This window comes from Mesorhizobium yinganensis, from assembly GCF_040081985.1.
In the GTDB taxonomy this organism is placed as follows: domain Bacteria; phylum Pseudomonadota; class Alphaproteobacteria; order Rhizobiales; family Rhizobiaceae; genus Kumtagia; species Kumtagia yinganensis.
In genome coordinates this window covers 81,693-105,094 of sequence record NZ_JBEBMH010000012.1, presented here as the reverse complement: position 1 = coordinate 105,094, position 23,402 = coordinate 81,693, and the positions used below count along the sequence as shown (strand labels likewise).

General features: G+C 63.5%; 23 protein-coding genes and 1 pseudogene. 9 read left to right on the top strand and 15 right to left on the bottom strand.

Features of this window, described 5'->3' with window-relative positions; all coding sequences use genetic code 11:
- Positions 1 to 36 precede the first annotated feature (36 nt).
- Genes ABMA59_RS21225 through ABMA59_RS21215 form a run of 3 tightly spaced genes read right to left on the bottom strand, consistent with a single transcriptional unit; the run spans position 37 to position 2,926 of the window.
- Positions 37 to 975, bottom strand: coding sequence for a DUF6492 family protein (locus tag ABMA59_RS21225; protein ID WP_349007388.1), 939 nt, complete (start codon positions 973 to 975; stop codon positions 37 to 39).
- The gene (locus ABMA59_RS21220; RefSeq protein ID WP_349007387.1) at positions 972 to 1,754 is read right to left on the bottom strand and encodes a WecB/TagA/CpsF family glycosyltransferase; all 783 of its coding nucleotides are present in this window, start codon (positions 1,752 to 1,754) and stop codon (positions 972 to 974) included. The genes ABMA59_RS21225 and ABMA59_RS21220 overlap by 4 nt, the downstream gene beginning before the upstream one ends.
- Positions 1,751 to 2,926 carry a glycosyltransferase family 4 protein gene (locus ABMA59_RS21215; RefSeq protein WP_349007386.1) on the bottom strand — a complete coding sequence of 392 codons (1,176 nt, stop codon included), beginning with the start codon at positions 2,924 to 2,926 and terminating at the stop codon, positions 1,751 to 1,753. The genes ABMA59_RS21220 and ABMA59_RS21215 overlap by 4 nt, the downstream gene beginning before the upstream one ends.
- Before the next feature lie 173 nt (positions 2,927 to 3,099).
- On the opposite strand from ABMA59_RS21215, the gene ABMA59_RS21210 reads away from it, so the two are divergent.
- From ABMA59_RS21210 to proC, 3 genes are read left to right on the top strand one after another with little or no spacing between them, the layout of a single operon-like run.
- Positions 3,100 to 4,086 carry a glycosyltransferase family 2 protein gene (locus tag ABMA59_RS21210; protein WP_349007385.1) on the top strand — a complete coding sequence of 329 codons (987 nt, stop codon included), beginning with the start codon at positions 3,100 to 3,102 and terminating at the stop codon, positions 4,084 to 4,086.
- Positions 4,055 to 5,443, top strand: a complete 1,389-nt coding sequence (locus tag ABMA59_RS21205) for an O-antigen ligase family protein (RefSeq protein ID WP_349007384.1) — start codon at positions 4,055 to 4,057, stop codon at positions 5,441 to 5,443. The genes ABMA59_RS21210 and ABMA59_RS21205 overlap by 32 nt, the downstream gene beginning before the upstream one ends.
- 54 nt (positions 5,444 to 5,497) lie before the next feature.
- Positions 5,498 to 6,310, top strand: coding sequence for a pyrroline-5-carboxylate reductase (gene proC, locus ABMA59_RS21200; protein WP_349007383.1), 813 nt, complete (start codon positions 5,498 to 5,500; stop codon positions 6,308 to 6,310).
- 13 nt (positions 6,311 to 6,323) lie between these two features.
- Here proC and ABMA59_RS21195 read toward each other — a convergent pair whose 3' ends face one another.
- The 4 genes from ABMA59_RS21195 to ABMA59_RS21180 form a co-directional block, all read right to left on the bottom strand.
- Positions 6,324 to 6,626, bottom strand: coding sequence for a type II toxin-antitoxin system RelE/ParE family toxin (locus tag ABMA59_RS21195; protein WP_349007382.1), 303 nt, complete (start codon positions 6,624 to 6,626; stop codon positions 6,324 to 6,326).
- Positions 6,623 to 6,892, bottom strand: coding sequence for a type II toxin-antitoxin system ParD family antitoxin (locus ABMA59_RS21190; protein WP_349007381.1), 270 nt, complete (start codon positions 6,890 to 6,892; stop codon positions 6,623 to 6,625). Before ABMA59_RS21190 ends, ABMA59_RS21195 begins: the two co-directional genes overlap by 4 nt.
- 216 nt (positions 6,893 to 7,108) lie before the next feature.
- Positions 7,109 to 7,690: a histidine phosphatase family protein gene (locus ABMA59_RS21185; protein ID WP_349007380.1), complete on the bottom strand. Its 582-nt coding sequence runs from the start codon at positions 7,688 to 7,690 to the stop codon at positions 7,109 to 7,111.
- Positions 7,691 to 7,704: 14 nt separating this feature from the next.
- Positions 7,705 to 9,027 carry an NAD(P)H-dependent oxidoreductase gene (locus ABMA59_RS21180; protein WP_349007379.1) on the bottom strand — a complete coding sequence of 441 codons (1,323 nt, stop codon included), beginning with the start codon at positions 9,025 to 9,027 and terminating at the stop codon, positions 7,705 to 7,707.
- A gap of 237 nt (positions 9,028 to 9,264) precedes the next feature.
- Between ABMA59_RS21180 and ABMA59_RS21175 the strand changes: the two genes are divergently transcribed.
- On the top strand, positions 9,265 to 10,422 hold the full coding sequence (locus ABMA59_RS21175; protein WP_349007378.1) for a phytanoyl-CoA dioxygenase family protein: 1,158 nt from the start codon (positions 9,265 to 9,267) through the stop codon (positions 10,420 to 10,422).
- Positions 10,423 to 10,571: 149 nt separating this feature from the next.
- Here the strand turns inward: ABMA59_RS21175 and ABMA59_RS21170 are convergent, their stop codons facing one another.
- Positions 10,572 to 11,024 carry a hypothetical protein gene (locus ABMA59_RS21170; protein ID WP_349007377.1) on the bottom strand — a complete coding sequence of 151 codons (453 nt, stop codon included), beginning with the start codon at positions 11,022 to 11,024 and terminating at the stop codon, positions 10,572 to 10,574.
- A gap of 428 nt (positions 11,025 to 11,452) precedes the next feature.
- Here ABMA59_RS21170 and ABMA59_RS21165 point away from each other — a divergent pair, with 428 nt between their 5' ends.
- Positions 11,453 to 12,982, top strand: a complete 1,530-nt coding sequence (locus tag ABMA59_RS21165) for an ABC-F family ATP-binding cassette domain-containing protein (protein WP_349007376.1) — start codon at positions 11,453 to 11,455, stop codon at positions 12,980 to 12,982.
- A 69-nt stretch (positions 12,983 to 13,051) separates the two neighbouring features.
- On the opposite strand, the gene edd is transcribed toward ABMA59_RS21165, so the two are convergent.
- The 3 genes from edd to zwf form a co-directional block, all read right to left on the bottom strand.
- The gene (edd, locus tag ABMA59_RS21160) at positions 13,052 to 14,872 is read right to left on the bottom strand and encodes a phosphogluconate dehydratase (protein ID WP_349007375.1); all 1,821 of its coding nucleotides are present in this window, start codon (positions 14,870 to 14,872) and stop codon (positions 13,052 to 13,054) included.
- Between the two features lie 66 nt (positions 14,873 to 14,938).
- Positions 14,939 to 15,631, bottom strand: a complete 693-nt coding sequence (pgl, locus tag ABMA59_RS21155; RefSeq protein WP_349007374.1) for a 6-phosphogluconolactonase — start codon at positions 15,629 to 15,631, stop codon at positions 14,939 to 14,941.
- Positions 15,632 to 15,635: 4 nt separating this feature from the next.
- Positions 15,636 to 17,099 carry a glucose-6-phosphate dehydrogenase gene (gene zwf, locus ABMA59_RS21150; RefSeq protein ID WP_349007373.1) on the bottom strand — a complete coding sequence of 488 codons (1,464 nt, stop codon included), beginning with the start codon at positions 17,097 to 17,099 and terminating at the stop codon, positions 15,636 to 15,638.
- 190 nt (positions 17,100 to 17,289) lie between these two features.
- Here zwf and ABMA59_RS21145 point away from each other — a divergent pair, with 190 nt between their 5' ends.
- Genes ABMA59_RS21145 through ABMA59_RS21130 form a run of 4 tightly spaced genes read left to right on the top strand, consistent with a single transcriptional unit; the run spans position 17,290 to position 19,966 of the window.
- Positions 17,290 to 18,765, top strand: coding sequence for an aldehyde dehydrogenase family protein (locus ABMA59_RS21145; RefSeq protein WP_349007372.1), 1,476 nt, complete (start codon positions 17,290 to 17,292; stop codon positions 18,763 to 18,765).
- Positions 18,766 to 18,787: 22 nt separating this feature from the next.
- Positions 18,788 to 18,994, top strand: coding sequence for a type II toxin-antitoxin system HicB family antitoxin (locus ABMA59_RS21140; RefSeq protein WP_349007371.1), 207 nt, complete (start codon positions 18,788 to 18,790; stop codon positions 18,992 to 18,994).
- Complete coding sequence (locus tag ABMA59_RS21135) at positions 18,991 to 19,203, top strand: type II toxin-antitoxin system HicA family toxin (protein ID WP_349007370.1); 213 nt, start codon at positions 18,991 to 18,993, stop codon at positions 19,201 to 19,203. The genes ABMA59_RS21140 and ABMA59_RS21135 overlap by 4 nt, the downstream gene beginning before the upstream one ends.
- Before the next feature lie 16 nt (positions 19,204 to 19,219).
- Entirely contained in the window at positions 19,220 to 19,966 is a 747-nt protein-coding gene (locus ABMA59_RS21130; protein ID WP_349007369.1) for an SDR family oxidoreductase, read from the top strand.
- Positions 19,967 to 19,969: 3 nt separating this feature from the next.
- On the opposite strand, the gene ABMA59_RS21125 is transcribed toward ABMA59_RS21130, so the two are convergent.
- The 4 genes and pseudogenes from ABMA59_RS21125 to ABMA59_RS21110 form a co-directional block, all read right to left on the bottom strand.
- Positions 19,970 to 20,515, bottom strand: coding sequence for a DUF3291 domain-containing protein (locus ABMA59_RS21125; RefSeq protein WP_349007368.1), 546 nt, complete (start codon positions 20,513 to 20,515; stop codon positions 19,970 to 19,972).
- A gap of 65 nt (positions 20,516 to 20,580) precedes the next feature.
- The gene (locus tag ABMA59_RS21120; RefSeq protein ID WP_349007367.1) at positions 20,581 to 21,237 is read right to left on the bottom strand and encodes an SH3 domain-containing protein; all 657 of its coding nucleotides are present in this window, start codon (positions 21,235 to 21,237) and stop codon (positions 20,581 to 20,583) included.
- Between the two features lie 527 nt (positions 21,238 to 21,764).
- Complete coding sequence (locus tag ABMA59_RS21115; protein WP_349007366.1) at positions 21,765 to 23,051, bottom strand: NAD(P)/FAD-dependent oxidoreductase; 1,287 nt, start codon at positions 23,049 to 23,051, stop codon at positions 21,765 to 21,767.
- Positions 23,052 to 23,097: 46 nt separating this feature from the next.
- Positions 23,098 to 23,388: pseudogene (locus ABMA59_RS21110) on the bottom strand (four helix bundle protein); the annotation flags it as partial.
- Between the last annotated feature and the right edge of the window lie 14 nt (positions 23,389 to 23,402).

Genomic DNA, 23,402 nt, shown 5'->3' with positions numbered 1-23,402 from the left:
TTGCCGCGCGCGATTCCCCGTCGCGGCTGGCGGAAATTATTCAACCAAAACAAGGCGGCGGATTCGTGACACGTCCGTGCCGATGAAGGATTGCATGCCGATCGCCACCTGCTCCGGCGACATGGCCGCCACGAAGGCGCGGAATTTGTCGTCGGACAGCGCGGTGCCGTACCAAAGCACGTTGCAGAACTCGCGCGCGTCGTGGAAATGTCCTTTGCCTTCAATCACTTCGTCGACATAGCGGCCATAGATCAGACATTCGGAGAATTTGCGTTCCGACCCGATCGCAGCCACCCAATGCCGGTGATTGATCGCCTCGATGTGCCGGCACATGGCCACCACCGTCTCCCGGTCCCAGGCGATCAGCGTGGTGATGTAGTCGTGGCCGACATCGTTTTTTGCCTGCAATCCCAATAGCTTGCCGGCATTGGTCGACCAGATGCGCTGCTGGATGTGACCGTCCAGCCCTTCCTCTCGCAGCGCATGGTCGCGCCTGAACAGCCGCGTCTTCCCATCCTTTCGGAACGCGCCGAAATCGAACGGGCGTAGGAACGCGACATCCGAATCGCAGAAAACCAGAGTGTTTTCAGAGACATGCGAGGCAATCGCGATGCGGCGCAATTGCTGGACATGCCAGCCGCGCAGCGGTTTGGTACGAAAACTCAGCCAGATTCGCCGCTTGAACCCGCTTAGCGGATCGTCGAAACATTTCAGCCACTTAGGCAGCAGATCGCGCTCGTCGACCACGGTGCGTTTCGGCGTCTCCAACTGCTTGAACAGGGCAACGTCCCGGCCTTCGACGAGGATATAATGATGAGCGATTCCAGTGGCATGGCGGTCGGCCGTCTCGCAAAGCAGCCGGCAGCGCTCGAAATCCGGCCCGTAGCTCGCCGTCACCATCGCCGCCCGCGGCGTCTCCCTTGAGGCCATCCCCGCCACCGCCGCTTGCTCGTCGGGAGTGAACCGCTTGTTCATGCCGGAATCTTGGATCGCCTGAATTTCTCGCGCAGCACGCGGGCAATAAAGACTGGATTTCCAAGCACATAACGTCGCCACAGCCGCGCCGGCTCGATCCACAGCCGGAACACCCACTCCATCCGCAGCCGCCTGATGATCAACGGCGCGCGCGGCACAGCACCGCTCATGAAATCGAACAGCGCGCCTACGGCTATGGGCATCGTGCAATGCTGTTCGGTAATGTTGCGGGCGATCCACAATTCCTGGCGTGGCACGCCCATGGCCACCAGCAGGACGTCCGGCCGCAGCGCGCGAATTCGCTCAAGGATTTCAGGCTCTTGGTGCTTGGTGAAATAACCGTCATTGATCAGCACGAACCGATGCTGGGGCGCGATCATGCCAAAATGTTTGACCGAGAGTTCGACATTGTGCGCCTTGGCGCCGATCAGTCCGACGGTCAGCGGCCGCTGGGTTTCCCGCAGGAACCCTGGCACCAGATCGGTGCCGTTGAGATTTGCCGGAAAGGGCTCGCCATAGAGCAGTTTCGCGGCGATATCGACCCCGATGCCATCGGGAAGGACCAGGAAATCTGCCAGCGCATCGGCGAATTCGGGATCGGTCGAGGCCATATTCGCCACATGCGCATTGAGGAACCCGACACGGGTAAAGTGGCCCTCCTCGAGCATCCGCTGAAGCAGCGAGACCGCCTCCGCCCGGCTGATGCTGGCAACGGAAACGCCGAGCACGGATTTCCAATCCGGCACGACGATGTGCGCGAACCTGGCATGCGTGTTCATGCGCAGGCCTCCTGACCGACCGGCAAGAGGGTTTCGAGGCCTGTCGCGATGCGGCTGTCGAGTGCGGCCCGCTGCGCCTCATGGAAGCCGCGCCCGTCGACATATCGCGGCTTGCCCGCCGCCAACGCCACCATGGCGGCGGCGAATTGCCGGGGATCGTCGGCAACGACGCAATTTTCGGGCTGGTAAGCGATGCCGCGCAACGCGCTCGATGTGGCGACCGATGGAAGGCCCAATTCGAAAGTCTCGATCGTCTTCAACTGGACCCCGGTGCCGCCCCGGCTGATCAGCGGCACCATCGCTGCCCTGCGGACGAACTCATGCGCGTCCGGCACACGTCCGACAAAGGTCACGCCCGGGTGGCTTGAAGCCATGCCGGCCGGCACCGATCCGGCGATTTTTATCCTGAAACCCGCCGGCAGATGCGGCACGATCTCGTCGAGGAACCATGTCAGGCCGACCCGGTTCGGCTGCCACGTCCAGGTTCCGATCATTGCCGCTTCGCAATCGATCTCCACCGGCGACTGCGCGGAAGGCGCGATCTCGCGGGTCACAAGCGGCAGCGACGCCGATCGGCTGTCGGAAGCGACGCCGAGCGCTTCGCGATCTTCCTCGGCAAGCGTGAAGACGAAACGCGCCTTGCGGCAAAGCCGGCTTTCAAGTCCTTGCAACAACTGCGCTTCCCTGCGAAACAGCAGCCGCTGAAAGGCATCTTGCGCCGTCCGCGCATTCTCCCGCGCCGATTGCGCTTCAACATTGTGCGCGACGAACAGGAACGGCCTGTCCTCGAAGCATTTCTCATAGGCGCCGGCGAGTTGAACGGAATTCAAGACATAACCGTCCACCGGCCCGGCGCCGCGGATCGCTTCGCGCAGGACACCCGCACCTACTATCCGAAGCTTGGCTGACGAGAAAGTCAGGCCGCCGCGCACAGCGTCGGCAAGCCATCGCACTTTCTGCAGAGACGACGCCGTCTCGTTGCGGACGTCGACCGACCCTAAGACGACGGTTTCGTCGGGATCGGCCGGCTTTCGTCCGGGCCAGGTGTAGCCGAGCACCGTCACCCGCACGCCTGCACGGCGCAACGCGTCGACAATCGCTTCGTTGGCGATCTCGTATCCCGAGGCAAGTGACCCATCGGGTACGATCGAGGTGACGAACAAGAGATGCATTCGAACTTCCAGATCGATACCTTTAGCAGATGCCGCTGAAATGTTGATAAAACACGCATACAGTCGACCGCTTGCGAAAGGTTTCAGCGGGCAACGTGCAAGGTGTTTAACGAATCCTTATAGCGTGCAATGCAATCTCGCGGCGAGAAAACGTGTCGGAAGCGCCGGCCTTGATGGACAATCCCAGTATCACGGTCGAGGCGGTGTCACCCGGGCTCGATAGCGAAGCCGTCGAGATCGCCGTCACGGTGCCGACGTTCCGCCGGCCACAACAGATTCTCGATACGCTGGAATCGATTTCGGCGCAGCGGACCGACCGCCGCTTCGGCGTCATCGTCATGGAAAACGACGCAGAAGGCCGGCAGGGCGTCGAGGCCGCATCGCCGCGCTTCCTGTCGGGTTCCGTCGAAGGTCTGGTCATCATCGCGCATGATCGCGGCAATTGCTGCGCCTACAATGCCGGCTGGCTGACCGCGCTGGAGCGTTTCCCCAACCTCAAGGCCGTCGCGGTGATCGATGACGACGAGATCGCCGATCCCGACTGGCTGCAACGCCTGAGCGAGGCCGCCACAACATTCGGCGCCGATATCGTCGGGGGGCCGCAGGTGCCGGTTTTTGCGCAATCGTCGCATCAGCGATGGGCCGACCATCCGGTTTTCGCGCCGCCCTATCGCACGAGCGGCCTGGTGCCGGCGCTCTACTCTTCCGGCAACCTTTTCGTCTCGCGGCGTGTGCTCGATGCCATGGAGCGCCCGTTCCTCGACCTCAGATTCAACTTCATGGGCGGGGGCGATTCCGACTTTCTCAGCCGCGCGATGCAACGGGGATTCAAGCTTGCCTGGTGCGCCGAAGCGATCCTGCGCGAGACCGTGCCGGCCCGGCGGGTCGAGGCCGACTGGATCCGCGCCCGCAGCCTGCGCAATGGCGTCATCTCGACGCTGGTGGAAAAGAAGAAGCGCGCCGGAACGCCCTTCGCGAATGCAAAGGTATTCCTGAAAAGCCTGGCGCTGCTGGCCGCGTCGCCGCTGCGCGGAATAGTCCGCCTGATCCGCACAGGTTCGCCTTCGGTCGGCCTTTATCCGGTGTATGTTGCTGCCGGACGCGTCATGGCCGAGTTCGGATACGCCAATGAGCAATACCGTCAGCCCGAGAAGAACTGAGCCGTTTTCCTTTTCCTCGCCGCTGTCCTCGGTTCACCTGCCGACGGTCATCGCAACCGGCCTGTTCGCCATACTGATGATCTCGTTCCAGCCGTTCCAGCCGGGCGGCGGAGGAGAACCGGAGACCGGCGGCAACATCGTCAACCAGCTTGGATTTGGTTCGCTGGGCGCGATCTCGATCCTGTCGCTGGGCCTGCTCGCCACGCCGCGGGTGGTGTCGGCGCTGTTCAGCTTCTCGTTCCTGCTGATGCTCGGCTTTGCCGTGCTGTCGGTGGCCGACGCCACCAGCCCGTCCGCGGCGATGCGCGCGTTCTCCTTCACGCTTATCGGCATCCTGGTGGTGGGAACCGTGCTCGCCATACCACGCGATGCCGACGCCTTTTCGACGGTGCTGGCGGTGGGCGGCCTCACCGTCGTGGCGATCTGCTACGTCGGGCTCGTGCTGTTCCCGAACGAGGCCAAGCACACGGCGGCCTCTATGGAGCCGCAGCACGCCGGGCTGTGGCGAGGCGTGTTCTCGCACAAGAACGTCGCCGGCCCGGTCATGGCCTGCCTCTCCTTCTGCGGGCTCTATCTTTTCCGGCGCGGCCGCAAATGGGCGGGCGCTATCCTGTTCCTCTCGGCCTTCATCTTCATGGCGAATACCGGCTCCAAGACGACTGCCGGGCTTGTGCCCGTCGCGATGATCGTGGTCGCCGTGCCGGGGCTGTTCGGAATGCGTCCGGTCGCCGCCGCGCTGTTCTGGATCGCCGTCGCCGGCACGGCGCTCGCCACGCTCGGCATCGTCTTCATCGATCCGCTGAAGCAGTTCGTGACCTGGAATTTTCCGGAGATGACCTATACCGGTCGCACCACGCTGTGGGACTTCGCCGGCGAGATGATCATGAAGCAGCCATGGGTCGGGTATGGCTACGACAGTTTCTGGGGCACGCCGTTCCTGGAATCGATGAGCCAGCCCTTCGACCGCGACTGGGACATCCGCAGCATCGTGCACGGTCACAACGGTTATCTCGACATCGCCCTCCAGATGGGCCTGCCAGGGCTCGGCGTGGCGGTCTGGGCGTTCCTGGTCACCCCCGTCGTCGACTATCTGCGCATCCCGCGCTACCGCGAGAACGTGCTGCTCGGCGACCTTTTCATGATGATCCTGCTGTTCACCACGCTGAACGCCTATCTCGAGAGTTTCTTCTTCCGGCGCGCCGACCCGGTATGGATGTTCGTGGTGTTCGCGGTGATCGGGCTCAGGCTGGCCGCCCGTTTCCCCGCCGTGGGCGCGCGGCCCAAGCCCGCAGACGGTGTCCCCAAGCTGCCGGTAGCGCGTCAGCCGGTGCTTGGCGCGGGAACGAATCCCCGCTAGACGGAAGCCGCCGCGCAAGGGCTGCGCGTTGCGGGCGGACGGGGGAGGAAATCGATGGCCATTCAGGCGATTCTGGTCGGCTGCGGCAATATGGGTTACGCGATGCTTGCCGGCTGGCTGAAATCGGGCCGGCTTTCTCCCGCCGAAGTCTTTGTCGTCGAGCCGAATGCCGAACTTCAGGCCCGCGCAGCAGCCCTCGGCGTCGCGGTGGGCACCGGGTCGGAAGACGTGCCTTCCGATGCTGCGCCGCGCCTCATCATTCTTGCGGTCAAGCCGCAGGTCATCCGCGACGTGACAGCCGGCTACCAGCGCTTTGCGGGCGGCGGAACGATTTTCCTGTCGGTCGCGGCCGGCACGCCGATCAGCACCTTCGAAGATATTCTCGGACCGGTTCCGTTCGTGCGCTGCATGCCGAACACGCCGGCGGCGATCGGCAAGGGCATGATGGTTGTGTTCGCCAATCCGCGTGTGCCGGCTGATGAACTGGGTTTCATCAAGGACCTGCTCACCACCAGCGGTGCGGTGGCGACCATCGATGACGAGGGGCTGATGGACGCCGTCACCGCGGTCTCCGGCTCCGGCCCGGCCTACATCTTCCATTTCATCGAATGCCTGACTGATGCCGCGCAAACCGCCGGCCTGCCGGCCGAGACGGCAAAAGTGCTCGCCATGCAGACGGTCTTCGGTGCGGCGAGCCTTGCAGCGGAAAGCGGCGAGGACCCGGCGGTGCTGCGCAGGCAGGTGACCAGTCCGAACGGCACGACGGCGGCCGCACTCGCGGTGCTGATGGGCGAGGACCGGCTGAAGACGCTGGTTACCGAGGCGGTCGAGGCGGCGCGGGCGAGGTCGGTCGAACTGGGGAAATAGCAACTGCGTATCGTCAGTCGTCAGTCCATTCCTTCGGATAGTCGCGTCCGCCGTAAAGCACGCGCAAGATGCGGACAGTGTCGTCGTCGATGCGATAGATGATCACCGTACTCCGCTCGAATGGCAGGATGCGGACGCCAGCGGCGAGATCATCCCGGCGCGGTCCGCGCTCTGGCATGTAAGCGAGTTTGGCGCAATGATCGCGGATACGTCGCACGAAGGCGATCGCCGCAGGCGGACCGTCACGAGCGATAAAATCATAGATATCTTCAAGGTCGGCGTTCGCACGCGGGCGAAAGACGACCTTGAAGCTCACGACCGCAAGGACTTCATGCGTTCGGCGTGCCTAAGTTCAAGCCGTTCGAAAACCTCGACGGCAGGAACATCTGGTCCAGGTTCGTCCAGCGCCTCGCGTATCTTCTCGCGCAAAATAGCGTTGAGCGCCTCCTCCTCACGGTCAAGCGCCCGAAGTCCCGCCCGGATCACCTCGCTCGCCGAATTGTAGGCTCCCGATTCGAGACGTTCGTCAACGCTGCGCTGCTGTTTTCCGAGCGTCACCGTGATGGGTTTGCTTGCTCGCATGGCAAAACTCCTATCGTGTGCAGCCTACCACAACAAATGACAGTGTCATATCATCTCGCGCATTTGCCGATCGTATCGTGCAGGATGCGCATCGCCTATCGTCTGGGAACGGCAGCAGGTCCCACCGATCGCGTCGAAATTTCGCCGGGCGTCGGATCATGCTTGGCGAAGGCGCGCGTGGTTCAGCCACCGGATGTGGCGGCGGCTGACCGGTGCCTACCTCTCATTCCACCGCCGAACCACCGGCTCGCTGAGATCATGCTCATAACCGAGCACGCTGATGCTCGCGGTGTCGAGGACGAAGCAGGCGCCGTCCTCAGGCGGCAGGCCGAGCCAGCGCGCGGTGAGCACGCGCAGGAAGTGCGCGCTTGAAAACACGAGCACATTGTCCTCGATTTCTCGAAGCTGACTGACGATGCGGTCCGCCCTGGCGCCGGCATCGGATGCCTGCTCGCCGCCCGGGCACCCGTCTCGGAAAAGACGCCAGCCGTGTTGCTGTGCCAGTATCTCCTTGGTCGTCAGCCCCTCGTAGGCGCCGTAGTCCCATTCGGCCAGATCATCCTTTTTAAGGGCGCCCTCGCCAAAGCCGGCCAGCAGGCAGGTGTTGAAGGCGCGCTGCGATGGGCTCGACCATACGGCGACGAATGAGTGGCCTTGCAGCCGGTCCGCGAGTTTCCGGGCAGCCTCTTCGCCGGCTGGCGTCAGAGGAATGTCGGTCCGCCCGGTGTGTTTTCCCGACGCGCTCCATTCCGTCTCGCCATGTCGAACGAGGTAAATCTCAGGAAAAGCGCTGGCCATGCCTGACCCCAATCCTACCCGACAGCCGCGTCATGCGGCATCGCGTCCTGCAGCTTGCGCAGCGCATAGAGCCGTGTGGTCTCGTCCGGCGCGGCGTTGTCGGTGGTCAGCAGTTCGCCCTTCCTGACCGGCTTCAACACCTTGCCGCCTTCCAGCAGGCCGACCGGAACGGCGTGGCCCGCCCGCGCCTCGGCGGCCGTCATCGTCCAGGATCGGTAGCAGGTCTCGCCGATCGCATCGAATGTCTCGCCGACCTTAAGGTCGCGCTTGGCGACCGCGCAGACCTCGGCCACGGGATAGGGCAGCGGCACCATGTCCGGCTTGCCATGCAGCACGATGCGCGCCGCCGTCAGCGGCACTTCCAGCGAGGTCAGATGATATGGGCGGAAGAAGCTGTAATACGGCCCCTTGCCGACATGCAGATCGTCCATGCGCTCGATGATGCGCGGATGCGTCGCCTCGACGATGACGAACACGCCCGGCGCCACGCCCTTGCCGATCGTGTAGTCGACCACGCCCTTCCGAGACAGAATGCCGCCATCCTCTCGCGGGATCAGCACCTTCACCATGTTGTCGCGATCGGCATTCGGGCCGTGCATACCGGGAACGTCCGGCACCAAGCCGGTGGCGTTTGCAATGGCCGCCATCTCCACCATGGTTTTCGAGCCGTCGACGAACTCGACCAGCATGCGCGGGTTCATGTTGCGGCGCTCGGCTTCCTCGCGATAGTCGTCGGGCACGGCGTCGTGGTTCAGCGGGTTGTTCTTGCCCTTGCCGGCGGACACGATGGTGTAGCCCAGCGCGCTGGCGAACTCGATCAGTTCCATGCACGAGGACGGCTCGTCGCCGGCGCCGACCGAATAGACGACCTCCAGCCGGTCGGCGGCGCTCTTCAGATAGCGGCCGATCGTGACGTCCGCCTCGACATTCATCATCACGACGTGCTTGCCGTGCTCCATTGCCATCAGGTCGAAATCGGCGGCGACGCCGGGTTTGCCCGTGGCGTCGATCACCACGTCGATCATCGGGTTTTTCACCAGCATCTCGTTCGAGGTGATGGCGATCTTTTTGGCCTCGATCGCGGCGGTCACCTGGGAGGCGGTTGCCGCCTCCTGCGCCATCGCCTCGTCGCCATAGGCGATGCTGATCGCTTCACGCGCGGTATGCGGACGGCGGGTTGAGATGGCGCAGACCTCGACGCCTTTCATCAGCATGCCCTGCGTCACCAGGTCGGTGCCCATCTCGCCGGACCCGATGACGCCGATGCGCACCGGCCGGCCGGCGTCGGCGCGCGCGGCCAGTTCGCGGGCCAGCCCGGTGAGCGCGACATTGGTCATGAAAAGCGTCCGAGAGAGATTGTCATGTCGTGCCGCCCTGCCTTCAACTTGCGCCGGCATCGCCGCTGATAGCAGAAAACATCGGGAGGATGTCAACCGATCGGCGTTCCGCCCCGGATAGGTGAATAAAGACGCCGGGTCGCTCGCCCGAAATTGCGGCTGCCCAAAGATTGCTTTAGCTGCTACTCGCATCAGCACGCGCCCAACCGCAATCTTTATCGCCGGATGAATGCCTTCATGGACAAACTGCTGATAGACGCCAGGATCGACTCGGTTCGCCTTGAACAAAGTGCGGCCCTCGACCTCGAATACAACATCGACAGCTACCTGCCGCCATCTTGGACGACCAGGCAGATGGTGAACGGCTACAAGCGCTACATCCTGGCCGGCAACACCGAAAACGAGGACTATCTCACCCTGCGCGCCGGCTTCAGCGAAACCGAAGGACGCTGCAACAAGATTTTCTCCGACGTCATCGCCTCCTACATCCGCAAGGAGACGTACGACTATTCCGCTACGATGTTCCCCCGCCACGACCTCAAGACGCCCGCCGCCAAACGCCCGCCGGACGCCGAATACTGGGACAGCATCCGCCGCACCGCCCTTCATCATCTGAAGAACAACGGCTACTGGGTCGCAAAATTCGACGCTCCCCAGCGCCTCGTCGAAAGCCTGAAAAGCAAGGTGATGGGAAAATTCGAGGCCGACCACGGCGCCGCGAAACTGCAAGCCTCCATCGAAGGAACAGCCGGCGCGGTACGCCAGTTCAAGTCGAAGTCCTCCTGGCTGCTGACGTTCGAGGAAATGTACGAGCTCGCCGCCGATCCCGTGCTGCTGTCGATCATGCAGAGCTACATGGGCGTGCCGCCGATCTTCAACACGCCTGTCTCGTTCCTCAACTCCGCCGCGAAAGCCAAGACCGAGAAGGATCTGTCCGACACGGCGCAGCTCTACCATCACGACATGCATCGGCTGAGCTTCGTGAAACTGTTCGTCTATCTGACGGATGTCGGACCCGGCTCCGGTCCGCACACGCTGATCCCCGGCACCCATCAGGACCGGCCGTCGTCGCTTTGGAAGGATCGGCGCCACAAGGACGAGGATGTCGCCAAGGCCGGGCTTCTGGAGAAGGAGGTGCGGATCACCGGCAAGGCCGGAACTCTGTTCCTGGTCGACACGCGGGCCCTGCACAAGGGCGCCGAGCCGGAGAGCGAATGGCGGCTGATGGCGCAGGTGCAATACACCAACTCGTTGTTCGGCTATCCGCTGCACGACAGCGACCACAAGCTGGCGCTCGCCGCCGCCTCCGACAACCCGGATATCCAGCAGGCCGCCGCGCTGGTCCGCAAATATGTCGAGAAGACCGGTGTGCGGTTCATGCAGAACTACATCTGAGGAAAGGCCTCGCCTCCATGCAGAACCGTTCTTAGGGCACAAGGCGGCCAAGCGAAGCGCGGCCGGATGAGCGACGTTGGACCGGGTGCTGCGTCATCCAATTGCGAACGGTTTCGTCTCGGGGAAAATGGGAATAGCGCTCCCGATACTCAAATCTTGATCACCGGAAACAAGGTGATCAGGTGCAGGCCGTAGGGCCGCTGCGCCATTTTCCGTGCGTAGATGTGAACCTGCCCGGCTGGAAACCGGCCCCGCTGGTCGCGGCACCAGAAGGCAGGAACCTCGGGGTCCTCGACCAAAAACTCGCCGTCCGCCCTGTCCGAAAAATTCGCCACGAAGGCGACGTTCGCCATTGCCGTCATCGCGTCGCTCAGCACTTTGGCCGCGCTGTCGACGCTGAGGAAGGCGGAGCGCCAGAACACGTCCTTGCGGTCGTGACGGCCCGGCCCGGCTTCCATGCGGGTGATCAGGCCGAGCCTGCTGATGTTGATGTGCTGGCGGATGGTGTGGCCAACATTGCGGCCATCCTGGTCGGTCTTGTTCTCCGAATGCTGGATGACCGTCTTAGCCTCGGATTCGCTCAGCGTCAGTGTCGTCGCCATGGAAAGCTCCGATGCAATTGGTCACGCCTGGCTGCGCCGGCGTTTTCGGACACCTGCCTGACCATACGCTATCCCGTCGCTTTCGCGTCTTGATGTCTTCCGATCGGCGGTTTGTATCAGGCCGTCGGGTCAATTGCATTTTTCCTTGCGACGCTTTATGAGCGCGCGCATCAATCAGTCGAGAAAGGAGGGCTGCGCGATGGTTTTCTTCCGGCATATTCGCCAGTGTGGCCCGATCCAGGCCCTGCAAATGCGTTTGCAGGGCTGACCAGAGACGATCGTTTTCTCGCATCTTCCGGTCTGCCCTTTGAGGTAACGCCGCGCCTTCCAAGCGTAGGCGTATTGGCAATCCACCGAACCCGTTTGCCCAAAACCGCATCCCCGTGTCAGCGGATGCAGGCGGCGGTTCGGCAGACCAGAGAACGACGATGGCACTGATCAACCTGCGATCCCTTGGCGCAACACTTGGCGCGCCGCTTTTTTCCAACCTCAACCTCTCCGTCGAATCCGGCGACCGGCTCGGCATCGTCGCCGCCAACGGCCGCGGAAAGTCGACGCTGCTGCGCGCCATTTCCGGCGGCTTCGAGCCGACCTCCGGCGACATCACCCGCTCACGCGGCCTGCGCGTCGGCCATGTCGAGCAGAACGTGCCGGCGGGCCTGTTCGGCACAAGCTTTTATGACGCCGTGCTCGGCGCGTTGCCGGCGGAGCAGGCAGACAGTGAAAGCTGGCGCGTCGATATCGTGCTCGATTCGCTCGACGTGCCGGAAGACATGCGCGGCCGGCCGCTGTCGCAATTGAGCGGCGGCTGGCAGCGGCTGGCGCTGCTGGCGCGCGTCTGGGTGACCGAGCCCGACATGCTGCTGCTCGACGAGCCGACCAACCACCTCGATCTTGCCCGCATCAGCCAGCTTGAAAACTGGCTGAACGCGCTGCCGCGCGATGTGCCGGTGGTGATCTGCAGCCACGACCGCGCGTTCCTGGACGCGGTGACCAACCGCACTCTGTTCCTGCGACCGGAAAATTCGCAAGCCTTCTCGCTGCCCTATTCGCGGGCGCGGGCCGCGCTTGATGAGATCGACGCTTCCGACGAACGCCGTTTCCAGAAGGACATGAAGACGGCGCAGCAGCTTCGCCGGCAGGCGGCAAAACTTAACAATATCGGCATCAATTCGGGCAGCGACCTTCTGGTGGTGAAGACCAAGCAGTTGAAGCAGCGCGCCGACAAGCTTGAGGAGGCGGCGAGGCCGGCGCATCAGGAGCGCTCGGCGGGTGCGGTCAAACTCGCCAATCGCGGCACGCATGCGAAAGTGCTGGTCACGCTGGAGGACGCGCCGGTTGCCACGCCCGACGGCACGCTGCTGTTCCGCACCGGGAAACAGTGGATCCGCCAGGGCGACCGGGTCGTTCTGCTCGGCCGCAATGGCAGCGGCAAGACGCGGCTGGTCAACATGATCCGGCAGGCGGTCCAGGCGCCCGAGAAGGCGCCGGCCGGCGTCAAGGCGACGCCTTCGCTGGTGCTGGGTTATGGCGACCAGGCGCTGTCCGACCTCGCCGACGGCGACACGCCGCTGGGCGTCATCGGCAAGCGCTTCGAGCTTGGCGAGCAGCGCGCCCGCAGCCTGCTGGCTGGCGCCGGCGTCGCCATCGACATGCAGGAGAGCGCAGTCAGCCGGCTTTCGGGCGGCCAGAAGGCGCGGCTGGGCATGCTGGTGCTGCGGCTCACCAACCCGAATTTTTATCTGCTCGACGAGCCGACCAACCATCTCGACATAGACGGGCAGGAGGCGCTGGAGGGCGAGTTGCTGAAGCACGAAGCCAGTTGCCTCGTCGTCTCGCACGACCGCAGTTTTGTGCGCTCCGTCGGAGACCGCTTCTGGCTGATCGAGAGGAAGCGTATGATCGAGATCGAGGGACCGGAGGGGTTTTTCGCGTCCGTCGCCGGTGACGGGGACTGAGGCTGACGACGGCGGGCGAGAAACATCTCGCCCGCCATGGTCCGCTGGCGGTTGAGCGGCCCGGAGCGATCACGCTGCGAAAGCGCTCGCCCCCTGGTCCGCCCGCCCGACCACCTGCCGGAAACCGGCGAACAGTTCGCGGCCGAATCCATACTCGCCGCCTGACAGGTCGGCCTCGGGAACGTCACGGCCGTCGAGTTCATGCGGCGAGACCAGCACCTGCAAAAGCCCGGCCTCGGCGTCGAGCCGGACCAGGTCGCCATCGCGGATCTTTCCGATCGTGCCGCCGTCGAGCGCCTCGGGCGTCACATGGATCGCCGCCGGCACCTTTCCGGATGCACCCGACATGCGCCCGTCGGTGACCAAAGCGACGTGCCGGCCCCGGTCCTGCAAGATGCCGAGCACGGTGGTCAGCTTGTGCAGTTCCGGCATGCCGTTGGCCTTCGGCCCCTGGAAACGCACGACGGCGATGAAGTCGCGGTCGAGGCTGCCGGCCTTGAAGGCGTCGTTGAGCGCCTGCTGTGTGTCGAAGACCAGGGCGGGGGCCTCGACGATGCGGCGCTCGGGCTTGACAGCGGATGTCTTGATGATGGCGTGGCCGAGATTGCCTTCCAGCACCTGCAGACCGCCGGTAGGCTGGAACGCCTTTGCGCAGGGCGCCAGCACCTTTTCGTCGCCGCTGACCGCGGGCGCTGCCTCGCGCATCACGCTGCCATCCGGGCCTAGTCTTGCCTCGACCGTGTAGCCGCGCAGGCCGTCGCCCCAGATCGTCTGCACATCGTCATGCAGGTAGCCGGCATCGAGCAGTTCGCGGATCAAAAAGCCCATGCCGCCGGCGGCGTTGAAATGGTTCACGTCGGCAAGCCCGTTCGGATAGACGCGGGCGAGCAGCGGCACGGCATCCGACAGGTCGGAAATATCCTGCCAGGTGAGTTTTATGCCTGCCGCCGCGGCCATCGCGATCAGGTGGATGGTGTGGTTGGTGGAGCCGCCGGTGGCATGCAGACCGACGACGCCGTTGACGATCGAGCGCTCGTCGATCATCCGGCCGACCGGCGTGTAGGCATTGCCCAGCGCGGTGATCGCAAGCGCGCGTTTGGCGGCCTCTTTGGTCAGCGCGTCGCGCAACGGCGTGCCGGGATTGATGAAGGAACCGCCCGGCGTGTGCAGGCCCATGATCTCCATCAGCATCTGGTTGGAGTTGGCTGTGCCGTAGAAGGTGCAGGTGCCCGGCCCGTGGTAGGATTTCGATTCCGCCTCCAGCAGCTCCGTGCGCCCGACCTTGCCCTCGGCATAGAGCTGGCGGACTTTTGCCTTCTGGTCGTTGGGGATGCCGGACGGCATCGGCCCGGCCGGGATGAACACTGCCGGCAAATGGCCGAAGCTAAGCGCGGCGATGACGAGGCCGGGCACGATCTTGTCGCAGACGCCGAGATAGACGGCGGCGTCGAACATGTTGTGGCTCAAGCCCACGGCGGCCGCCATGGCGATCACGTCGCGCGAGAACAACGACAGTTCCATGCCCGGCTGACCCTGGGTAACGCCGTCGCACATGGCCGGCACGCCGCCGGCGACCTGGGCGATGCCGCCGGCTTCCCTGGCCGCTTCCTTGATCAGCGCCGGATAGGTCTCGAACGGCTGATGCGCCGACAGCATGTCGTTGTAGGAGGTGATGATGCCGAGGTTCGGCACCTTGTCTCCGCCGAGCGCCACCTTTTCGCGCGGGCTGCACACGGCGAAACCATGGGCTAGGTTGCCGCAGGAGAGCACGGCACGGTTGGCGGCCTGGCCGGCGGCGCGGCCGATGCGGTCGAGATAGAGTTCACGGGTCGGCTGCGAGCGGTGGCGTATGCGCTCGGTGATGGCTAGGATGTCTTTCCTGGCGGTCATGCGGTCGTTCCTTCTTCGCTTCCGGCCAGATCGTGGGAGGCGAGCCGACCGGTCATATGTGGCCTTCTACGGCGCCCAGAACACCTCGACGGGTTCGTGCGCGGCGTCCAGCACCGCGCCGATGGGCAGTTTTTCGCCGGCGAGCACGCTGGCCAGCACATTGCGTTTGCCGTCGCCCTCGATGTGCAGCGCGATGAAGCGGGCACCGGCTATGACCGGCATGGTCAGCGTCAGCCGTGGCTCGATCCCGCTCACCGCATGAACGGGCAACACCAGCGCCTGGTTCTCCGTCGCCAGCAATTTCGGAAGCGTCGGCGCGTCGGGGAAGAACGAGGCGGTGTGGCCGTCACCACCCATGCCGAGCACGGCGACATCGAGCGGCAAACCAAGACCATCGATGGCATCGCCAGCCGCTCGCGCGGCTTCCTCGACGGTCGGCGCATCGTGATAGAGACCGACGAAACGCGCCGCTGCGGCCTTGCCCTGCAACAGGTTCGCCTTGGCGAGCCCGGCATTGGAACGCGGCGAATCCTCCGGCACGAACCGCTCGTCGACGAGAGTGACGGTCACCTTCGGCCAGTCGAGGTCGATCTGCGACAGCGTGCGGAAAAACAGCGCCGGCGTGGTGCCTCCAGAGACGGCGAGCAGCGCGCGTCCCCGCGCCTCGATCGCCTCACTGAGCACCGACGCGACCTTTGCCGCCAGCGTTCCCGCCAGAACTTCGCGGGACGGAAATTCGTGCAGTGTCGCCGCCGTCATGCCGTCAGCTCTCGTGCCAGGTGCGGCCGTCGCGCTCGATCAGCGCGATCGACGCGGACGGGCCCCAGGTGCCGGCGGTGTAGCCCTGCACTTCCTGGCGGCTGTCGGCCCAGGCGTTGAAGATCGGATCGATCCACTTCCACGCCGCCTCGACCTCGTCGCGGCGCATGAACAGCGTCTGGTTGCCGCGGATCACGTCCATGATCAGCCTTTCATAGGCGTCCGGATTGCGCTCCTGGAAGGTGGCGGCAAAACTCATGTCGAGAGCTATCTGGCGCAGCCGCATGCCGCCCGGGCCTGGGTCTTTGCTCATGATCCACTGCTTGACGCCCTCGTCGGGCTGCAACCGGATGACGAGCTGATTAGGCTGGATGCGGCCGGCATTGTCGCCGAAGATCGAATGCGGGATCGCCTTGAACTCGATGACGATCTCCGAGACCCGCGACGCCAGCCGCTTGCCGGTGCGCAGGTAGAAGGGCACCCCGGCCCAGCGCCAGTTCGCGATATCGGCCTTGATCGCAACAAAGGTCTCGGTGGTGCTGTCGGGATTGCCCAGTTCATCGAGATAGCCCTTCACCGCGCCACCGGCGGAGGCTCCGGCGCGGTATTGCCCGCGCACGGTCGACTTCGGCGCTTCGGCGCCATTGATGCGCTTCAGCGCTTGCAGCACCTTCAATTTCTCGTCGCGCACGGCATTTGCGTCCATCGACGACGGCGCTTCCATCGCAACAAGGCAGAGCAGTTGCAGCATATGGTTCTGCACCATGTCGCGCAGCGCGCCGGCCTTGTCGTAATAGGTGACGCGATCCTCCAGCCCGACCGTCTCGGCGACGGTGATCTGCACGTGATCGATATGCGCCGAGTTCCACAGCGGCTCGTAGAGCATGTTGCCGAAGCGTAGCGCCATCAGGTTCTGCACCGTCTCCTTGCCGAGATAGTGGTCGATGCGGAAGATCTGATGCTCGCCGAAATCAGCGGCGATCTGGTCGTTCAGCGCCCGCGCCGAGGCGAGGTCACGGCCGATCGGCTTTTCCACGACGATGCGCGATTTGGCCGTCACCAGCCCGTTTTCCTTAAGCTTGTGCGAGATCTCGCCGAACAAGGACGGCGCGACGGCAAGGTAGAAGGCGCGGATGGTGTCGCCGTTGCCCATGGCCTTCTTCAGCTTCGAAAAGCCGTCGCCGCTGATCGCGTCGACCGAGACGTAGGACAGCCGCTCGAGGAATCTTTTCAGATCCTCTTCCCGAATGTCGGATTCCTTGACGTGCTCGACGATCGCCTTCCTGGCGAAATCCTGGAACTCGGCGTCCGACAGTTTTGCGCGCGACGCGCCGATGATGCGCGTCGGCTCGGAAAACTGGCTCTGGCGGTAATAGAGCGCCGGCAGCAGTTTGCGTTCGGAAAGGTCGCCCGTGCCGCCGAAAATGACGAAGTCGAACGGCTCGACGGGAATGATCTGGCTGGTCATGATGGTTCCGTTGGTGGCGGCAGCCGTGAGCTGCCCATTACTTAGTCTAATCGATTTAAAGTCGCCAGCGTCATGGTGTCACATGCACTGCGGCGGCTGGCTTTTCAGGACTGATGCTGAGTCTTCTTCCTGTTCGTGTGCAGTTGCAGCATAGTGGGTCGGGGTACAGGAAGGCAAAGGAGTTTTCGTGATGGGCGAACATCTTTCGCGAACGATCGCCGAAGGCCGGGCCTTCATGCAACTCGTCGGGGGACAGAAGGTGGATTCGCTGACGGGCCAGCGCATCGATGTCGTCTGCCCCTCGGACGGCAAGGTTTTTGCTTCTATACCGGCTTCGGGCGAGGGTGATGTCGATCTCGCCGTCCGTGCCGCGAGGCGGGCGTTCGACGAGGGTCCCTGGGCGCGCATGCCGGCTGTCGAGCGCGGTAGGCTTCTCACGAAACTCGGCCTCCTCGTGGAGAAGAATGCGACCGAACTGGCGGCACTGGAATCGCGCGATACCGGCAAGCCGGTGCGGCAGGGCAGGGCGGATGTCAACGCCACCAAGCGCTATTACGAATTCTACGGTGGCGCTGCCGACAAGATCCATGGCGACACGATCCCCTTCCTCGACGGGTACACGGCGTTGACGCTGCGGGAGCCGCATGGCGTGGTGGCGGGCATCATCCCGTGGAACTATCCGTTGCAGATTCTTGCCCGCGTGGCAGGTGCCGCGCTCGCCATGGGCAATACGCTGGTCGTCAAGCCGGCCGAGGACGCCTCGCTGTCGACGATCCGCATCGCCGAACTGGCGCTGGAGGCCGGTTTTCCGCAGGGCGTGTTCAATGTCGTCACCGGATACGGTCGCGACGCGGGCGCCGCACTTTCGGCGCATCCGCTGGTCGACTACGTCACCTTCACCGGTTCGCCGGCGACGGGCGCCGCGATCCAGAAGGCGGCGGCGGGGAACAACCGCGGCGTCACGATGGAACTCGGGGGAAAATCGCCGCAGATCGTTTTTGCCGATGCCGATATCGACCTGGCGCTGCCGGTGCTGGTCAACGCCATCATCCAGAATGGCGGCCAGACCTGCTCGGCCGGCAGCCGCGTGCTGGTCGAACGCGCCGTCTATGAGGATGTCGCGAACGGTCTCGCCGAGCGGTTCTCGGAACTGGTCGCCGGCGCGCACGACGCCGATCTCGACCTCGGCGCGCTGATCAACCCGCGTCAGCGGCAGAGGGTTGCGGCGATGGTGTCGGACGCCGAGGACGCCGGTTGCGAAATCCTGGCGCGCGGCTCGATCCACGCCGATGCGCCGGAGGGCGGCTTCTACTACGAGCCGGCGCTCATTGCCGCGAAAGACCCGAAACTGGCCATTGCCCAGGAGGAAGTGTTCGGACCAGTACTCATCCTTCTGGCCTTCGACGACGAGGCGGATGCGCTGCAAATCGCCAACGGTACGGAATACGGGCTCGTCGCCGGCATCTGGACCCGCGACGGCGCACGTCAGCATCGCGTCGCCAAGCGTGTGCGCGCCGGTCAAATCTTCGTCAACGCTTACGGTGCCGGCGGCGGCATCGAGCTTCCCTTCGGCGGTTTTCGAAAGTCAGGCCACGGCCGCGAAAAAGGTTTTGAGGCGCTCTATGACATGAGCGCTACCAAGACTATTGTGTTCAATCACGGCTAGGATGTCGTCGACGGAAGGCAATATGATGCTTCGTATCGACTTCGAGAAGGAACAGGACGGCCGCTGGATCGCCGAGATCGAGGCGCTGCCCGGCGTGATAGCCTATGGATCGACACGCGCCGAGGCCCGAGGGCGCGTGGAAGCGCTGGCCCTGCGTACACTCGCCGACCGCATCGAGCATGGCGAGGCAATTCCGGAGGTCGGCGATCTGTTCGTCGTCGCTGCGTGAACCAGTGGCGTGCCAGCCCGGCTCGCAAAGTTCTATCCGCGCTTGAGAGTATTGGCTGGACGGTTAAGCGTCAAAGCGGCTCGCACCGCGTCTTGGCAAGGGAAGGTTGGCCGAACTACGTCTTCGCATTCCATGATCGCGAGGAAATCGGCCCGAAGATGCTGACGCGTATTGCCAAAGGTACTGGTCTCACGCCGGATGATATTTAGGTCATCAGGAGGAAGAATGAGACTGAAAGACAAAGTCGCCATCATCACCGGCTCCGCGTCGGGCTTTGGCGAGGGCATGGCCAAGCGCTTTGCCGAGGAAGGCGCGAAAATCGTCGTCGCCGATTTGAACGCCAAGGGCGCCGAACGGGTCGCCGAGGAGATCGGCAAGAACGCGATCGCCATCACCACCGACGTGTCGTTGCGCTCCGAGGTCGAGGAGATGGTCTACGCCGCCAAGAGCGTCTTCGGCCGCGTCGACATCATGGTCAACAATGCTGGCTATACGCATAGCAACGGCGACATGCTGAAGGTCGAGGAAAATACCTTCGACCTGATCACCGCGATCAACATGAAGGCGATCTATTTCTCGACGCTTGCCGTCGTGCCAATCATGGAACGCCAGGGCGGCGGCGCGATCATCACCACCGCCTCGACCGCCGGCCTGCGGCCGCGCCCTGGATTGACCTGGTACAACGCATCGAAGGGCTGGGCGATCACCGCGACAAAGTCGATGGCGGTGGAACTCGCGCCCAAGAAGATCCGCGTCAACTGCCTTTGCCCCGTGGCCGGCGAGACCGGCATGCTGGCACAGTTCATGGGCGAGGACACGCCGGAGCGCCGCGCCCAATTCAAGTCGGTGATCCCGCTCGGCCGTTTTTCGACCCCGCTCGACATCGCCAATGCCGCGCTGTGGCTGGCTTCGGACGAGGCGGAGTTCATCACCGGCGTGGCGCTGGAGGTCGATGGCGGCCGCTGCGTGTAAGAATCAGCCCGAAGGAGCGCGCTCTACGGTCTTGCGCTGTTTCAGTGCGGAGCGGTCGATCGTCGTGGGCTGTCCGTCATCGCCGTAAGGGTGCTTGAAGTCGAAGGCGTCCGTGCTTGGCCCGTAATCGTGCAGATGCTCGAGCCGCGCCACGCCTTCGGCCCAGAGCGGTGTGCGGTCAGGCGTCACCCACCACAAAACGTAAGGCGGCCATCGCTGCTCGACCAGCCAATCGCGTGCCTGCCGCATGGTCTCGGCGTGAAAGCCTGTGTACGAAAAGGCAAGCAGCGCGCCGAGGTCTCGCCACAGCGACAGCGTCGAGGGCGCCCAGCCATCGCCATGGTCGATGTAGAAGCGCGGATAGATTTGCTCGCCCCAACTCGGCGGACCGGGCTCGCCGGCGTAGCCTGAGCGGGCGACAAACCCATCGCTTTGTTCGGCGGTGGCGAAGTTCCGGTCGTTGCGGGTGTGAAAACCCTGGATGGAGGGATGATCGGCGCGCTGCCGAAACATGCCGAAATTGTATATGGCGAGACGATGGCTGCTCACAGCTTCACTCTGGCTAGGCATTCATGGATTGTAGCGGCCGGGTTTCGGCGATCGGGCGCCGGAGTCTAACGGCCGTTGTTGCGCAGGAAGCTCTTGTAGACGAAGCCGCGCTTGCCCTTGTAGATGATCTCGCACCATTGGTCGCAGGAAACCACCTGAACGTTGGTGCTGCCCGGAACCGTGCCGAGCACTCCGCCGCGGCTGCTTGGCCTCGCCCGCATGGTCACTGCGCGCGACGTTCGTCCCGCGCGGCCCGCATTTGCGACTTTCTCTTCCTCGGCGGCGTTTTCTTCCGCGGCCTGTTCGGGCTGGGTGGCGTCCTGAATCGGCTTTACCGCCGGGATGGCGGCGGTTGCCGACTTGTCCTCCGTGCCGTCGTCGTCTGAATAGGCATTGGCGCCCGCCGCGGGTTGGGAAACGTCCTTCGAGGCTTCAGCATTCACCGCTGCCGCGGGATTGGTCGCGGCGTGGCCTGCCAGCGCGCTGATCCATCGGGGATCCGTCGGATCCAAGGGCTCGATCTGCATCGGTTCGGGAATCGAGACCTCTTCCGTGGCCGAGGCAACCTGGACGGTGGGGACAGCGGATACAGTGGCCACAGTTGGTTTCGCACCGTCCGGGTGGCTGACTGCGGTGACCGGCTCGCTGGGCTGCGGCGATTCAGCTTTTTGCGTCCGTGCTGCCGTGGCGTCGGCAGTGGCGACACGCGGCGCGGCTTCCACGCGGCTGACGATCTGTTCTGAGCCATCGGAAGGCAAGGCAAGCCAGATCGCGGTCCCAGCCATGCCAAGCATCGCAATGGAGCCGATACCGGCAACGATCAGATGCGAGCGTTCCGCTATCCTATGCCAGAGGGAAGGCCGCAAATCATAATGAAAATCCAGCGATGTACGCCGGACCCTTGACTTGCCGGAGCCGAACCAGCCCTTCAACGCAAACCTCTCCGCGCGTGCCGTTCTTGGTACGGCTTTGCGCCTTCGAAAATTCACCTATGCCGAACGCCGTCCGGCACATCAGAGAAACCAGCCGGTGGCCCGCCCGTAGCCTGCTGGTCCTACCAGCCTGAGCGAAGATTGTGGCATCTCTGCGCCCAAACCGTCATATTCCTGCGGGAAAGCAGAAAATACAGCCTTAAATAGACCGAAAGACGATAAAAACGCAACTCCGGCACGCGTTCGCGCCGGCTTATGCTTATGGATGATCCTGAAACAGGCCCGACCCGTGACGGAATCGGTGCAAAAAAGTTGGCTCAGATACGGTCTCTCAACGCATACCAGTTGAGCGCCAGGAACAAAAGCGGCGAGCGGAAACGCGTTCCGCCGGGAAAAGCCGGTATCTTCAGGTCCTCGAACAGTTTCAGCCGGTTGCGGTTTCCCGCGACCGTTTCGGCATAGAGTTTGCCGACGAAATTGGACAGCATGACGCCGTGGCCGGAATAGCCGCCGGCGGAGATCACGTTCGGCATCACCTCGCGCACGAAGGGCTTTCGCGGCACCGTTATGCCGACATAGCCGCCCCAGCCATGGGTGATCGGGATATCCTTCAACTCGGGATAAAGCTCCGTGATCTGCCTTCGGATGTGGATGTGAATGTCCTGGGGGTCCTTCACCGCATAGATTTCGCGGCCGCCGAATAGCAATTCGCCGGTTTTTACGCGACGGAAATAGCGCACGACGAAGCGCGAGTCCGAGACGGACTCACCGCCCGGAAGCACCGGACTGTCGTCGCCGAGCGGAATGGTCGCGCCGATGAACGAGCCGATCGGCATGATGTGCGATGCAGTGGATTTTTCGAGGTCGCCGGAATAGGCATCGATGGCGAGCAGGCATTTCTGCGCCGTCACCGTCCCACTCGCCGTCGACACGACCACCTTGCCGCCATTGGTGGTCACGCCGGTCACCCGGCTGTTTTCGTGGAGTTGGGCGCCGGCTTCCGCGGCAACCCGCGCCGTGCCGATGACCAGCTTGAGCGGATGGATATGGCCTGTGCCGGTGTCGCGCACGCCGCCGAAATAGTGGGTCGAGCCGAGCCGCTCGGCGGTCTCCGCCGCATCCATGTATTTCAAATGCGGGTAGTTGAAGCGCGTCGTCATCGCCTCCGCATGTTCGAGGTACTCCGGCAACTCGCGCTTCTTGTGCGCGACGTTCAGGTGGCCCGGGCGGAAGTCGATGTCGATCTTGTTGACCAAAGCGAATTCAAGCAGATGCGCCTTGGCTTCCTCGGCAAGATCGAACAGCGCCTTGGCGCGCTCGAACCCGTATTCGGCTTCCAACTCCTCCGCGCCGGCGCGCTGGCCGGTGCCCAACTGTCCGCCGTTGCGTCCGGAGGCGCCGTCGCCAAAGCGATGCGCTTCCAGCAGCACGACATTCGTGCCCGTCTTTGCAAGATGCACCGCCGCCGAAAGCCCGGTGAAACCACCGCCGACGATGACGACGTCGCATTTGCGGTCACCGTGGAGCGCCGGATAGCCCGGATGCGGACCGGCGGTGTCTTCGTACCAGGAATAGCCAGGGGAGATGGGGGATTGGTAGGTCATGATGCGAAGGCCGTTAGGGGAGTAGGGGAGTAGGGGAGTAGGGATGCTAACTCGGTGAAAGTTTGCGAATTAGAAGTCGAAGGAGCTTTCCAACACTTTCAGCACTTGCGAGCAGTGTTTCCGTTGATCCGTTTGGCGCAACGCCTGTGCGCTCGGCAATCAGTAGATGCGTCTCCAGTTCCTTCAACGATCCCTGCGCGATGCGAAGAAATTGCTGACAGGAACCACGAATTTCGCGACCATAACCTTCCGCAATATTGGCGGGAACCGAACTCGCCGCTCGCCGCGTCTGGCTGGTAACGCCATACAATTCTTCCTTCGGCCAGGATTTCGTCGCCCCCTACTCCCCTA

What these genes read in the sequence shown, in the direction of transcription:
- ABMA59_RS21115 (WP_349007366.1), bottom strand. Translation starts at nt 23,051, where the DNA reads ATGACCTACCAATCCCCCATCTCCCCTGGCTATTCCTGGTACGAAGAC.
- proC (WP_349007383.1), top strand. Translation starts at nt 5,498, where the DNA reads ATGGCCATTCAGGCGATTCTGGTCGGCTGCGGCAATATGGGTTACGCG.
- ABMA59_RS21210 (WP_349007385.1), top strand. Translation starts at nt 3,100, where the DNA reads ATGGACAATCCCAGTATCACGGTCGAGGCGGTGTCACCCGGGCTCGAT.
- ABMA59_RS21145 (WP_349007372.1), top strand. Translation starts at nt 17,290, where the DNA reads ATGGGCGAACATCTTTCGCGAACGATCGCCGAAGGCCGGGCCTTCATG.
- zwf (WP_349007373.1), bottom strand. Translation starts at nt 17,099, where the DNA reads ATGACCAGCCAGATCATTCCCGTCGAGCCGTTCGACTTCGTCATTTTC.
- ABMA59_RS21220 (WP_349007387.1), bottom strand. Translation starts at nt 1,754, where the DNA reads ATGAACACGCATGCCAGGTTCGCGCACATCGTCGTGCCGGATTGGAAA.
- ABMA59_RS21140 (WP_349007371.1), top strand. Translation starts at nt 18,788, where the DNA reads ATGATGCTTCGTATCGACTTCGAGAAGGAACAGGACGGCCGCTGGATC.
- ABMA59_RS21170 (WP_349007377.1), bottom strand. Translation starts at nt 11,024, where the DNA reads ATGGCGACGACACTGACGCTGAGCGAATCCGAGGCTAAGACGGTCATC.
- ABMA59_RS21180 (WP_349007379.1), bottom strand. Translation starts at nt 9,027, where the DNA reads ATGACCAATGTCGCGCTCACCGGGCTGGCCCGCGAACTGGCCGCGCGC.
- ABMA59_RS21130 (WP_349007369.1), top strand. Translation starts at nt 19,220, where the DNA reads ATGAGACTGAAAGACAAAGTCGCCATCATCACCGGCTCCGCGTCGGGC.
- ABMA59_RS21215 (WP_349007386.1), bottom strand. Translation starts at nt 2,926, where the DNA reads ATGCATCTCTTGTTCGTCACCTCGATCGTACCCGATGGGTCACTTGCC.
- ABMA59_RS21165 (WP_349007376.1), top strand. Translation starts at nt 11,453, where the DNA reads ATGGCACTGATCAACCTGCGATCCCTTGGCGCAACACTTGGCGCGCCG.
- pgl (WP_349007374.1), bottom strand. Translation starts at nt 15,631, where the DNA reads ATGACGGCGGCGACACTGCACGAATTTCCGTCCCGCGAAGTTCTGGCG.
- edd (WP_349007375.1), bottom strand. Translation starts at nt 14,872, where the DNA reads ATGACCGCCAGGAAAGACATCCTAGCCATCACCGAGCGCATACGCCAC.
- ABMA59_RS21175 (WP_349007378.1), top strand. Translation starts at nt 9,265, where the DNA reads ATGGACAAACTGCTGATAGACGCCAGGATCGACTCGGTTCGCCTTGAA.
- ABMA59_RS21225 (WP_349007388.1), bottom strand. Translation starts at nt 975, where the DNA reads ATGAACAAGCGGTTCACTCCCGACGAGCAAGCGGCGGTGGCGGGGATG.
- ABMA59_RS21205 (WP_349007384.1), top strand. Translation starts at nt 4,055, where the DNA reads ATGAGCAATACCGTCAGCCCGAGAAGAACTGAGCCGTTTTCCTTTTCC.
- ABMA59_RS21190 (WP_349007381.1), bottom strand. Translation starts at nt 6,892, where the DNA reads ATGCGAGCAAGCAAACCCATCACGGTGACGCTCGGAAAACAGCAGCGC.
- ABMA59_RS21185 (WP_349007380.1), bottom strand. Translation starts at nt 7,690, where the DNA reads ATGGCCAGCGCTTTTCCTGAGATTTACCTCGTTCGACATGGCGAGACG.